Consider the following 12,473-nt stretch of genomic DNA (forward strand, 5'->3'; position numbering starts at 1 on the left):
GCGGCATTCAACGCCAACACGTTGGTTTGCTCGGTAATGTCGGAGATCAGCTCGGTGATTTCACCAATTTCCTGAGACGATTCACCCAGTCGCTTGATGCGCTTGGAGGTGTCTTGAATTTGATCGCGAATGGCATTCATACCGCCGATGGCATTTTGCACCGCTTGCAAACCCACTTCAGCCGCTTGCAAGGATTGGCGCGCCACGTCAGCAGACTCTTGGGCTTGAGAAGACACTTGGTTGATTCGCGCCGCCATGTCCACCACAGAACGACCCGTTTCACGAATTTCATGCAGCTGCTCGTTGGAAGCTGCCAACAACTCGGTCGACGTGACATCCACCTCCGCCGTGGTTTGCGCCACTTTGGCGGCTGTGCCTTGCACGTTCCCCACCAGCAAACGCAACTCTTCCACGGTGTAGTTCACCGAGTCGGCAATGGCACCGGTGATGTCTTCAGTCACAGTGGCCTCTTGCGTCAAGTCGCCTTCGGCCACGGTTTGCAACTCGTTCATCAACCGCAAAATGGCCGCTTGGTTCGCATCATTGACCCGTTTGGCATCTTGCTCTTGGTTTTGCGCTTGCTTTTGTTGCGCTTCAGCTGCCAGTTGACGTTGGCGGCTGTCGAGCAGTTGCACATAAGACAGACCACCCGCGCTGAGCAAGGCCAAGGCCGCTGAGGCCAACAACAACAGCAACGCCATGCCGCCCAAACCGGTGGTGGCAGACAAGGCTGTTTGCAAAACTTCCAGCTCTTTGCGAATGTCAGTGCTGTCATTCAAGATGCTGATTTGCGCTTCGCGGGCTGACACCAAGCCCTGCAAGTTACCCAAAATGGCACCGGCTTGGCTGCGGGTTTGTTCGTAGAGTTTGATCAAGGCCGTCAACTGATCCCGTGTTTCGATGTCTTTGGCTGGCTCCAGTCGCAACTCGGTGCTTCCGTCCAGCAAGCCGTTGGCAAGTTCTTTGAATGAATTCAAATCCTTACCCAGTAAAAACACAGCTTCGGGGCTCACCCCCTCCATGGTCATGAATTCGTTGGACGACTTGCCAATGCGCTGGGTCAACATCACCAACTGACCTGCCGCCGAAATTTCAGCCGCTGGCGCGTTTTGCTGCAGCTTGAGGGAAGACACAGTCTCTGCAATTTCAAGCAAATCCGAAGACTGGCGATTGATCAACTTGAGCGCCGCACTGACCTGGGTGAGGGTTTTCTGTTGCGCCAAGATGGTGTTGGCATTTTTTTCTGTTCGGTCGATCAAGGGCAACACTTTGTCAAGCAGTGGTAGCAAATCCGGGGGCAGCTCTTCAAGTTGCATTTCAGCATCAGCGTTTTTCAGACCGCGCAGCGTTCGCGCGAGCACCGACGTGCTGTCTTTCATGCTTTCGAATGATTTTTCACGCCCCACCACCGCTTGCGTGACCTCTTTACCCAAACGCTGAGATTGCATCAAGGCGGTACCCGTGGCACCCAGTTGCTGTGCAGATTGATCTGACTTACTTAAGCCCAACAGGGTCACTACCGCCAGCGCCACCAAAGACAAGCCCAATGCCACCGACAAAAACCGCTGGTGTTGAACAACGGTTTTACTGCCAAGCACAGGAACCGTGATCAAGTCAGCAGGGGCGGAGTCTTTTTCGGGGATGCTTGGCTCAGCGGCGGCGGGCAAACCCTCCAGTGATCCATATTGCGTGCCTGGCGCGGGTGACATGGCAGCCTCTTGCGCCTGCATATCTTCCTCTGATTGGTAGATTGAAGGATCCGGCACCCCCAGACTCAAGCGCGAATCCTGATCGAGGTCAGGTTGCTTTTTCTTGAAAATATTTTTCAGTTGGTCAATCACAGCCATCACACGTACCCCAGGTAAAAATCACACACCAATATTGATAAATTGTTCACTTTGCGCCAGCAACCGCAAATCAAGTTCTTGCCAGGCCACGCCCTGCGCATCCAGCAGCAGCTGGCCAAAAAAAGCCGGCGAGCCCGCCGGTGCTGGTGCCACACTGACATAAGCGTCTTGCCGGCGCAAGCCCACCAGGGCATCCACCAGCAGCGCGGTGTTGATTTCCAAATCCGCGTTAAAGGTGACCAAGCGCGTTTGCGACCAGGCTTGCTCTGAGCGGCGAACGGTGGTTTGCAGCTGCAAAAAATCGGCCATGTCCACCACGCCATACAAGCCACCACGCAAATTCACCACCCCCATGAACCAGGGCTTGACGTAAGGCACGCCAGCCAGAGCCGACAAAGAAAAAATTTCACCGGATTGAACCAGTGGCAACAAAAAATGGTTTGTCCCCACCTGCACCGCCAACCAAGCGGCCGAGACACCCTCACTGCGTGCCGTCTGCAGCCGCCCAGCCAAGCGGGTTTGTAAATCTCTGAGCGCTTCTTTTTTGGCCATGCCAGCAGCCAGTTAGCCTAAAGCTCTGATTTTTTCCAGCAACTCTGCTGGGTTGACGGGCTTGGTGATGTAGTCTTTGGCACCTTGGCGCATGCCCCATACCCGGTCTGTTTCCAGGTTTTTGCTGGTGCACATGATGATGGGAATGTCTGCATACAAGGGGTTGCGGTTGATAGAGCGGGTGAGCTGAAAGCCGTTTTGTCCAGGCATCACCACATCCATCAAAATCAGGTCAGGCTTTTCTTCGGTCAAACACTTCATGGTGTCTTCGGCGTTTTCAGCCGTGCGCACCGACATGCCTTGCTTGTGCAGCACATCAGACAAAAACATCAACTCCGTTTTGGAATCATCGACGATCAGAACATTTTGAACAGCCACTACACCACTCCTTGCGCCGCGCCAAATTGCTCAACCGCTTTGAGCAGCTGGTCTTTGGTAAACGGCTTGGTTAAATAATCTTGTGCTCCCACCATGCGCCCACGCGCCTTGTCAAACACCCCGTCTTTGGAAGACAACATCACCACCGGCACGCTCGCAAACTGGGCGTTGCGCTTGATGATGGCACAGGTTTGGTAGCCATCGAGCCGGGGCATCAGAATGTCGCAAAAAATCAAATCTGGCATGCAATCACTGATTTTGGACAGGGCATCAAAGCCATCTTCGGCCAACACCACCTCGTGCTTGCCTGCCTTGAGAAAAATTTCGGCACTGCGCCGAATGGTGTTGCTGTCGTCCACCACCAATATTTTCAAACTTGACCCTGTTGTACTCACCAGATGTCACTCCTGTGTAGATGACAAACACGCCCCAAAACCAGTAGCCATGCGCCGCTTACCGCATGCATGATTTAAATTTGAACCATTTCAAAGTCTTCTTTGCGAGCACCACAATCTGGGCACGTCCAGTTCAAAGGCACATCTACCCAAGCGGTACCTGCTGGCACGCCATGCTCTGGCGCGCCAGCAGCCTCATCATAAATCCAGCCACAAATGAGGCACATCCAGGTTTTGGTTGAATCTGACACAGTTTAGATACCTTCAAATAGAATGCATTTCGCACGCTTTACCGGAAAATTTTCGGCAAACAGCATGTGATTCAAATAACACATAGTCTTATTCTGCCTGAAGAATCTTGACTTTTTTGGTTATCGTTCCACTCGTTTTCCCTTCATATTTTTCTACATTGCCCATGACCACCACCACCGACCTGAATGCCAACTTGTTTGAACGCGCCGCCAAAGTGATCCCCGGTGGCGTGAATTCGCCCGTGCGCGCGTTTCGCGCGGTTGGTGGCACGCCACGCTTCATCACCCGTGCCCAAGGTGCCTATATATGGGATGCCAATGGCCAAAAATACACCGACTACATTGGCTCTTGGGGCCCCATGATCTTGGGTCACGGTCACCCCGCCGTGGTGGAAGCGGTGCAAAAAGCCGTGCTGGAGGGCTTCTCTTACGGTGCCCCCACCGAGCGCGAAGTGGAGTTGGCTGAGGCCATTTTGAAGCTCATGCCCAGCATGGACATGGTGCGCCTGGTCAGCTCCGGCACTGAAGCCGCCATGAGCACCATCCGCCTGGCACGCGGCGCCACCGGCCGCAGCAAGCTCATCAAATTTGAGGGCTGCTACCACGGCCATGCCGACGCGCTGCTGGTCAAAGCCGGCTCTGGCCTTGCCACCTTTGGCAACCCCACCAGTGCCGGTGTCCCGCCCGAGGTGGTGCAGCACACTGTGGTACTGGAATACAACAACATTGAGCAACTCGAAGCCGCTTTTGCCACCCAAGGCCACGACATCGCCTGCCTGATGATGGAGCCGATCTGCGGCAACATGAACTTTGTGCGTGCCAGTGTGCCGTTTGTCAAACGTTGTCGCGAACTGTGCACCCAATACGGCACCCTGCTGGTGTTTGATGAGGTGATGACCGGTTTCCGCGTCGCCCTGGGTGGCGCGCAAAGCGTTTACGCCAAAGCCATCCCTGGCTTTGAGCCTGACATGACGGTGATGGGCAAGGTCATTGGCGGGGGCATGCCGCTGGCCGCCTTTGGCGCCAAACGCGCCGTCATGAACCACCTGGCTCCCTTGGGCACGGTCTACCAGGCGGGCACCTTGAGCGGCAACCCGGTGGCCACCGCTTGCGGCTTGGCCACGCTGGCTCAAATCAGCCAACCCGGCTTTTATGACGAGCTCAGCCGCAAAACCCGAGCGTTGATCAGTGGCCTCAGCCAAGCGGCTGCCGCTGTGGGGGTGCCGTTTTGTGGTGACTCCGAGGGCGGCATGATGGGTTTCTATCTGCTGCCCCAATTGCCGCAAACTTACAGCCAGGTCATGGCCACCGACAGCAACCAATTCAACCACCTGTTTCACGGTCTGCTGGACCGCAGCGTCTACATTGCACCTGCCCTTTATGAAGCCGGGTTTGTCAGCCAAGCGCACACCGACGCCGACATTGCCGCCACCGTGGCCGCGGCTGCCGAGGTGTTTCAAACACTGGCATCAAACCCAGCCCAGTGATGCCACGCCCCAGCCAACAACTGCACCCCGCCCGACAACCCGCCACCCCGCGCGCAGCAGCCACAGTGTTGCTGCTGCGTGACAGCCCAGCCGGGCTGGAGGTGCTGATGACACGGCGTTCGGCCAAGGCCAGCTTTGTGCCTGGGGCGTTTGTGTTTCCTGGGGGCGGCCTTGACGCTGCCGATGTCCACTGCCACGACATCTGCCAGCGGCGCGCGGGTCAACACGCTGCCGCGCTGACCGAAGCGGTGGCGGCCATCAGAGAAAGCTTTGAAGAACTGGGTGTATTGCTGGCACGACATGCCGACGGCAGCTGGGCCAGCCAGGCCGATGTTGAGGCGATGGATCGGCGTGGCGATTTTGTCGCCCAATGCCGTGCGCGCGGTCTGACGCTGGCCGCCAGCGACCTGCATGTGCTGGCGCGCTGGGTGACCGACCGCGACCTGCCCAAACGCTTTGATGTGCCGTTTTTGGTGGCCCCCATGCCGCCTCAGCAACAGCCGGTGGCGGACGAATCTGAGCAGTTTGAGCCTGTTTGGGTGCGCCCCGCAGAGGCTTTGGCGCGCCACCAGGCGGGCACGTTTTTCATGATTTTCCCGACCATCCGCACGCTGGAGCACCTGCAACACCTGGCCACGGTCGAGGCGGTGCTGCAAGCCTGCGCCAAAACTGAAGCGCCGCTGTTCACCAGTTGCCCGCGCGCGGGTCTCATGGGCGGGCGCGAGGCGCGCTACATGGAGCACGACCCGCCCTTCGGCGAGTTGGCACTGGTGTGCCCCGACGGCCAAATCGTTCACCCCCTCGACTGGCAATGCGACACCCCGGTGCCGTTGCTGAAAAACGTTTGGCGCTTAACCGCACCCAACCCCGGCGTGATGACCGGGCCGGGCACCAACAGCTATGGGGTGGGCGATGCCAGCACCGGCTTTGTGATCATCGACCCCGGTCCAGCTGATGCCGAACACTTGGCCAAACTGTGGCGCACCGCTGGCGGCGACATTCGTGCCATTGTCTGCACTCACTCGCACCCCGACCACTCGCCCGGCGCCGCACCGCTGCAGGCCATGTGTGCCAACAAACCACCCATTTTGGGCTTACCCAGCGCCAGCACCGCACGCGCTGCCAGTGCCTTCACACCTGACAGAGCACTTCAAAATAATGAGCTACTTACGCTTATTCCAAAAGGGCTAGAGGCTGATTTAATTCACAAAAACAGCCATACGCTGCAAGTCATTCACACCCCTGGACACGCAGCCAACCACCTGTGCCTGGTGCTGCTGGAAGACGGTTTGCTGTTCAGTGGCGACCACATCCTCAACGGCAGCACTACAGTGATCGACCCGCCCGACGGCAACATGACCAACTACCTGGCTTCACTGGATGTGCTGCTGCAGTATTGCGCCGCGCAGCAACTCAAGTTCATCCTGCCCGCGCATGGCTACGTGATGGGCGGGCCCGGGAATGAGGCACAGACCACCATCACCCGCCTGAAAACCCACCGCCTGCAGCGCGAAGCCAAAGTGATGCAAGCCATGCAAACCCAACCCCATGGCAGCCTAGAAGACTGGTTGGCGGTGGTTTACGACGACGTGCCGACACGCATGTGGCCTGTGGCCAAGCGCTCGCTGATGGCGCACGTGGAACGGTTGCAAGCGCTTGGTGGATCGAGCCATGACGCGCCATTCTGACGACCTGTACCTGCACCAAGGCATTGATTGAGCGGCATTGAACCACCCCGAGATCAGCGGCGATGGTTACCATTGCCCACATGACCAAACCGCCAAAACCCGCCCCCAGAATCAAGCCAGCCAGCCCAGCCACCCCAGAGGGCGAACGCCTCTCAAAACACGTGGCGCACTTGATGGCGTGTTCCCGGCGCGAGGCCGAGCAGTACATTGAAGGCGGCTGGGTGAACGTCAACGGTGTCCTGGCCGAAGAACCCATGCTGCGCGTGCGCGACCAAACTGTCACGGTAGACCCGCACGCCAGCTTGATGCTGCCCACCGATGTCACCCTGCTGCTGCACAAGCCGCCCGGCTTTGACACGCTGGCCACCCCCGCCATGGCCAGCAAGCGCCTGCAGCCGGCACAACTGTGCCTGACCCCCGCCAGCCATTGGCCGCACGACCCCAGCAAGCAGCGCATCTTGCGGCGCCACTTTGCCAAACTTCAAGCTGCCGTGCCGCTGGAGCAAGCCGCCAGCGGGCTGGTGGTGTTCACGCAAGACTGGCGCGTGTTGCGCAAGCTGACCGAAGATGCCGCCTTCATCGAGCACGAGTTGGTGGTGGAAGTGGCCGGCGAGGTCAGCGCGGAGGCGTTGCACGCGCTCAACGGCACTTGGCTGGAACGAGGCCAGCCCCTGCCCTTGGCCAAGGTCAGCATCAACAGCACACTGGACACCGCCACGCGCTTGCGCTTTGTGTTCAAAGGTCCCCACACGGGATTGATCGCGGTTTTGTGCGACCGCGTGAATTTAAGCATTTTGAGCATCAAGCGCTTGCGAATAGGGCGTGTGGCGCTCTCAAATTTACCAGCAGGCCAATGGCGTTACCTGCAAGAGGGGGAGCGGTTTTAACCGAGGGAACCCATCAACAAGGCACCGTCTGAGCCGTCGCTGATCATGGGGTAACGCTCGGCTTGCGGCAGGTTGTAGTGCCACCACTCAAACGGGTGGTGCGTCCAGCCCGCCAGCGTCATCAACCCCAGCAGCAGGCAACGGTTGCGCTGGGCGGCGGCGGTGAGAGTGGTGGCCGCATGAAACGAGTGCTCGGTCATTTCATCAAACGCGGTGCCCATGTCCAAAGGCTGGCCTTGGGCGTCGCACAGGGTCAAGTCCACCGCCACACCCCGGGTGTGAATCGACCCCAGCCGCGGGTCTGCCACAAACCGAACATCCGGCAACACGGCCCACAAACGCCACTGCGCGGCAACCGGACGGTAGGCATCCAGCACCCGCAAGCGCAGCCCCTGTGCAGCCGCCAGCTCTGCTGCTCGCACCAGCGCGCCCCACGCATCCTGGTGCAAATAGGCCAGGGCATGCTGGTAAATGACCTGGCCGGTAAAGTTGTCTGGTGTGGCGTAGCGCAAATCCACGTCAACGGCGGGGTGGGAAATCAGTTTCAAAGGCATGGCAGGCGTGTGTGAAGAAGTCGGTGTTTAGAACAATTGTCCACGCGCCGCGTCGGTAATAGCCAACACGCAGGGGTGGCTGATGCGCCGCTCAACTGACACCGCATAAAACGACTCCACCAACTCCACCGTGCGCCCGAGCACTGCCACGCCAAACTGGCTGCAGGTTTCTTCTTCAAGCACCGTAGGCGCCAAAAACACGCCCTGGCCTTCACGGCCAAAGGCTTTCATGAGCGCCGCGTCGTCAAACTCTCCCACCACTTCTGGGCTGAGCTGGTGTTTGGCAAACCAGCCTTCCAATTGCTGACGCACCGCCGCTGCAGCCCCTGGAATTAACATCGGTATGCCTTGCAAGCACGCGGGAAAGTCTCCTTTGATGCGCCGTTGTAGCGCAGGCGCGGCAAAAAAACTAAGGCCGCTGCGACCCAGCGCATGGTTGAAGGCTTTGACGCTGACGCGGCTGGGCATGGGCTCGTCAGCGATCACCAAGTCCAGCCGATGCAGCGCCAGCTGTGCCAACAGGTCGTCAAACTTGCCTTCGCTGGCCATCAGCTTGATCGGCTGCCCCACGCCAAACGCGGGCTCCAGCAGCCGGTACGCCACCGACTTCGACACCGAGTCAGCCACCCCCACCCGAAAATCAAGCCGCCGCACGCTGCCGCGCACCTGGCGCAAGGCGGTCTCCAAGTCTTGCCCCAGGCTAAAAATCTGGTCGGCATAGCCCAGCGCCAGCCGACCATGCTCAGTGAGCTGGAGTTGGCGGCCACTTTTTTGAAATAGCTTTTGCCCCAGCCAGTCTTCCAGCAGCTTGATTTGCCCGGACAGGGTTTGCGGCGTGGTGTGCAACTGCTCGCCCGCACGCATGATGCCACCGGCTTTGGCAGTGACCCAAAAATAGTAAAGATGCTTGAAATTCATGCCTGCAACCTCTTCTGCTGAATTGAAAGGTTCGATTTATTCGAAGTTTATTTTTCAATAATACGAATTTACACGAAGTGATTGGAACTTTATAGTCAATTGCTAGTCACATCCACCGTCAATGACAGGAGTAATTCACATGCGTTTAAGTACCAAAGGCCGTTTTGCCGTGACCGCGATGATTGATGTTGCCTTGCGCGAAAAGCAAGGCCCGGTGCCGTTGTCTGACATTGCTGTGCGCCAGCAAATTTCGCTCTCGTACCTGGAGCAAATGTTCAGCAAATTGCGCCAACAGCAGCTGGTGAGCAGCACCCGGGGTCCGGGCGGCGGCTACACCCTGGGGTTGCGCGCCGATGCCATCACCGTGGCCGACATCATTGGCGCGGTAGAAGATGCCGCACCCAAGCGCAGCCCTAAAGATGCCGCCAGCAGCCAAGACATGGCACAAGACCTGTGGGACAGCATGAACGCCAAAGTGTTTGATTTCATGCAGTCGGTCACACTGCGCAGCCTGGTGCTGGAGCAACTGGCCAAGGGCGTGAAGATTGAACACAAGCCTGCACCCAACCGCGGCGTGTTCAAAAAGCCTTTGCACGCCCCCGTGCGCACCAACGCACCCAACTCGGTGTTTGCGCTCGGTCAAACCCTGTTGGCCAGAGGTTAAACAAGCCTCTAGGGCTTATGGCGCCTGCGCAAGGTGCTATTGAAAATAGTGTGAAGCCCGCCGATAAGCCGGATTTTGTGCGTCTGGGTTGCCCCAAACGTGACTGCCATTCATCTTGGCTGTTGGTCACCCAACAGCTCGGTGCTACCTACCCGCCAGCTCTGGGGGCCCCATCAACGCTGGCCTACTTGGTATTGCTGCGCGTAGAGATTGCCCGTTTCACCCCAACTTAATGGGCTCGTCTCTGTTGCTCTGATCCTCACCTTATGGCCGCGCACTTGCGCACGCGACGTTTCAGTGGACAGCCGTTAGCTGCTACGCTGCCCTGTGCAGTCCGGACGTTCCTCCAGTGCCTTGTTTCCAAGATTGCACCAGCGGCAGTCTGGCGGGCTTCACAGCGCTGATTATCGTGGCAAACGCCATGGGCTTATCACGGGAACGATTGAACATCTGGTTCAAAATGCAGCCACTCAATTCAACTGGAGACTCGCATGAAAGCTGACAACGTCTTGCAGACCATTGGTCGCACCCCGCACATTCGCATCAACCGCCTGTTTGGCACCAGCCACAACGTGTGGATCAAGTCCGAGCGCACCAACCCGGGCGGCTCCATCAAAGACCGCATTGCGCTGGCCATGGTGGAGGCCGCTGAAAAATCGGGCGAACTGCAGCCCGGTGCGACCATCATCGAACCCACCTCAGGCAACACCGGCGTTGGCCTGGCTTTGGTGGCGGCCGTCAAGGGCTACAAACTCATCTTGGTGATGCCCGACAGCATGAGCATTGAGCGCCGCCGCCTGATGCTGGCCTATGGCGCCACGTTTGACCTGACCCCCAAAGAAAAGGGCATGAAAGGCGCCATAGCCCGCGCCTACGAGTTGTCTCTGACCGTGCCAGGCTCGTGGATTCCGCAGCAGTTTGACAACCCGGTCAACATCGACATCCATGTACGCACCACCGCACAAGAAATCCTGGCCGATTTTCCAGAGGGCATCGACGCTCTGATCACCGGCGTGGGCACTGGCGGGCACCTGACCGGCGTGGCGCAAGTACTCAAAGCCCAATGGCCGCAGCTCAAGGTGTTTGCGGTCGAGCCCAGCGCATCGCCTGTGATCTCGGGTGGTGCAGCGGCACCGCACCCGATTCAAGGCATTGGCGCGGGCTTCATACCCAAAAACCTCAAAACCGAGCTGCTCGATGGCGTGATTCAGGTCGATGCCGAGGCCGCCCGCGACTTTGGCCGACGCAGCGCCACCGAAGAAGGCCTGCTGGTGGGCATTTCCAGCGGCGCCACGCTGGCGGCCATTGCGCAAAAACTGCCTGAGTTGCCTGCCGGTGCCACCGTGCTGGGGTTCAACTACGACACCGGCGAGCGCTATTTGTCGGTCGAAGGCTATTTGCCCGTCTGACTATCATTGCGCCCTGCCCGATCACCACGAGCCTGCCATGATTCGCCTGTCTGAACTCAAACTCCCCTTGTCTGCGCTGCCGGTCGATGTGCGCCGGGCGGCTGATGCCCCCGCTGAAACCGATGACGACCGCGGCCCCATTCAGCACCCCGTGCCCGCCCTGCGCCTTTTGGCGGCGCAAACGCTGGGCGTAGCGCCCGCTGAATTGACCGATGTGCACGTCTTCAAACGCAGTTTTGATGCCCGCCAGGCCGACATTCGGGCGGTCTACATTGTGGATGTGGCGCTGCGCACCCCCACGCAAGAAAAAGCACTGCTGGCCGCACACCCAGCCCACCCGCACATCCAGCCCACCCCCGACATGGCCTACCAGCCACCGGTGCAAGCGCCCGCCCATGTGCCGCTGCGCCCAGTGGTGGTGGGCTTTGGCCCATGCGGCATTTTTGCCGCGCTGATGCTGGCACACATGGGCTTCAAGCCGATTGTGCTGGAGCGTGGCCGTGCGGTGCGTGAGCGCACGCAAGACACCTGGCGGCTGTGGCGCAAGCACGTGCTCACGCCTGAGTCAAATGTGCAGTTTGGCGAAGGCGGTGCCGGCACTTTCTCAGACGGCAAACTGTGGAGCCAGATTCGTGACCCGCGTCACCTCGGGCGCAAGGTGATGGAAGAATTTGTCAAAGCCGGGGCGCCCGCCGACATCTTGTTTGAAGCACACCCGCACATTGGCACTTTCAAGCTGGTCAAGGTGGTGGAAGCCCTGCGGGCGCAAATCATTGCCCTGGGGGGTGAAGTGCGCTTTGAGCAGCGCGTCACCGACATTGAGGTGGTGCAGGTCAACGGCCAGCGCCACCTGCGGGGTTTGACGGTGCTCGACACGGCCACCGGGCAAGTGCAAACGCTGCGGGCAGATCAGGCCATTCTGGCGCTAGGGCACAGCGCGCGCGACACCTTTGCCATGCTGCATGAGCGCGGTGTGGCGCTGCAGGCCAAGGCGTTCTCCGTCGGCTTTCGCATTGAGCACCCGCAAGGCCTGATAGACCGCGCCCTGTGGGGCCGCCACGCGGGCAGCCCAGTGCTGGGCGCAGCCGCCTACAAGCTGGTGCACCACGCCCAAAATGGCCGCGCGGTGTACAGCTTTTGCATGTGCCCGGGCGGCACCGTGGTAGCTGCCACCAGCGAACCGGGCCGAGTGGTGACCAATGGCATGAGCCAATATTCGCGCAACGAGCGCAACGCCAATGCGGGCATGGTGGTCGGCATTGAACCTGCAGATTTTCCGCAGGCGGCTGCTGATTTTCACAAGGCTTTTGAGCCTCTAGCCGCCATTCGATATGCGCAAGAAGCTATTGATTTAAGAGCAATTGACCAACACGCAGTTCACCCGCTGGCAGGCATCAACCTGCAGCGCGCACTGGAGGCACAGGCGTTTGAGCTGGGGGGCAA

At 59.0% G+C, this 12,473-nt stretch carries 13 protein-coding genes and 1 other RNA gene; 6 read left to right on the forward strand and 8 right to left on the reverse strand.

What is annotated here, in order from left to right; all coding sequences use genetic code 11:
- The 5 genes from PHT20_RS15230 to PHT20_RS15250 all read right to left on the reverse strand — a co-directional run.
- Positions 1–1,847, reverse strand: a 1,847-nt coding sequence (locus PHT20_RS15230; RefSeq protein ID WP_301021183.1) for a type IV pili methyl-accepting chemotaxis transducer N-terminal domain-containing protein, incomplete at its 3' end; no start/stop codon positions are given.
- Positions 1,848–1,868: 21 nt separating this feature from the next.
- The gene (locus PHT20_RS15235; protein WP_300084718.1) at positions 1,869–2,399 is read right to left on the reverse strand and encodes a chemotaxis protein CheW; all 531 of its coding nucleotides are present in this window, start codon (positions 2,397–2,399) and stop codon (positions 1,869–1,871) included.
- 12 nt (positions 2,400–2,411) lie between these two features.
- A complete protein-coding gene (locus PHT20_RS15240; RefSeq protein WP_300084717.1) occupies positions 2,412–2,777 on the reverse strand; it encodes a response regulator in 366 nt (121 codons plus the stop codon).
- Positions 2,777–3,172, reverse strand: coding sequence for a response regulator (locus PHT20_RS15245; RefSeq protein ID WP_300084716.1), 396 nt, complete (start codon positions 3,170–3,172; stop codon positions 2,777–2,779). Before PHT20_RS15245 ends, PHT20_RS15240 begins: the two co-directional genes overlap by 1 nt.
- Positions 3,173–3,246: 74 nt before the next feature.
- On the reverse strand, positions 3,247–3,399 hold the full coding sequence (locus PHT20_RS15250) for a rubredoxin (RefSeq protein WP_300084733.1): 153 nt from the start codon (positions 3,397–3,399) through the stop codon (positions 3,247–3,249).
- 188 nt (positions 3,400–3,587) lie between these two features.
- Here PHT20_RS15250 and hemL point away from each other — a divergent pair, with 188 nt between their 5' ends.
- From hemL to PHT20_RS15265, 3 genes are all read left to right on the forward strand, one after another.
- Entirely contained in the window at positions 3,588–4,910 is a 1,323-nt protein-coding gene (gene hemL, locus PHT20_RS15255) for a glutamate-1-semialdehyde 2,1-aminomutase (protein ID WP_301021184.1), read from the forward strand.
- Positions 4,910–6,598 carry an MBL fold metallo-hydrolase gene (locus PHT20_RS15260; RefSeq protein WP_301021185.1) on the forward strand — a complete coding sequence of 563 codons (1,689 nt, stop codon included), beginning with the start codon at positions 4,910–4,912 and terminating at the stop codon, positions 6,596–6,598. Before hemL ends, PHT20_RS15260 begins: the two co-directional genes overlap by 1 nt.
- A gap of 80 nt (positions 6,599–6,678) precedes the next feature.
- Positions 6,679–7,485, forward strand: a complete 807-nt coding sequence (locus PHT20_RS15265) for an RNA pseudouridine synthase (RefSeq protein WP_301021186.1) — start codon at positions 6,679–6,681, stop codon at positions 7,483–7,485.
- Here the strand turns inward: PHT20_RS15265 and ddpX are convergent.
- Together ddpX and nhaR are read right to left on the reverse strand one after the other, a co-directional pair.
- The gene (gene ddpX, locus PHT20_RS15270) at positions 7,482–8,039 is read right to left on the reverse strand and encodes a D-alanyl-D-alanine dipeptidase (RefSeq protein ID WP_301021187.1); all 558 of its coding nucleotides are present in this window, start codon (positions 8,037–8,039) and stop codon (positions 7,482–7,484) included. The genes PHT20_RS15265 and ddpX overlap by 4 nt on opposite strands.
- Before the next feature lie 27 nt (positions 8,040–8,066).
- Entirely contained in the window at positions 8,067–8,957 is an 891-nt protein-coding gene (gene nhaR / locus PHT20_RS15275) for a transcriptional activator NhaR (RefSeq protein WP_301021188.1), read from the reverse strand.
- A 139-nt stretch (positions 8,958–9,096) separates the two neighbouring features.
- On the opposite strand from nhaR, the gene PHT20_RS15280 reads away from it, so the two are divergent.
- Positions 9,097–9,621 carry an Rrf2 family transcriptional regulator gene (locus PHT20_RS15280; protein ID WP_301021189.1) on the forward strand — a complete coding sequence of 175 codons (525 nt, stop codon included), beginning with the start codon at positions 9,097–9,099 and terminating at the stop codon, positions 9,619–9,621.
- Positions 9,622–9,669: 48 nt separating this feature from the next.
- Here the strand turns inward: PHT20_RS15280 and rnpB are convergent.
- An RNA gene (rnpB, locus tag PHT20_RS15285) (RNase P RNA component class A) lies at positions 9,670–10,015 on the reverse strand.
- 97 nt (positions 10,016–10,112) lie between these two features.
- Between rnpB and cysK the strand changes: the two genes are divergently transcribed.
- Positions 10,113–11,030: a cysteine synthase A gene (gene cysK, locus PHT20_RS15290; RefSeq protein WP_300084710.1), complete on the forward strand. Its 918-nt coding sequence runs from the start codon at positions 10,113–10,115 to the stop codon at positions 11,028–11,030.
- A 37-nt stretch (positions 11,031–11,067) separates the two neighbouring features.
- Positions 11,068–12,473, forward strand: a 1,406-nt coding sequence (locus PHT20_RS15295) for an FAD-dependent protein (RefSeq protein WP_301021190.1), incomplete at its 3' end; no start/stop codon positions are given.

Origin of the sequence: Rhodoferax sp. (genome assembly GCF_028715765.1) — a bacterium.
Lineage (GTDB): Bacteria > Pseudomonadota > Gammaproteobacteria > Burkholderiales > Burkholderiaceae_C > Rhodoferax.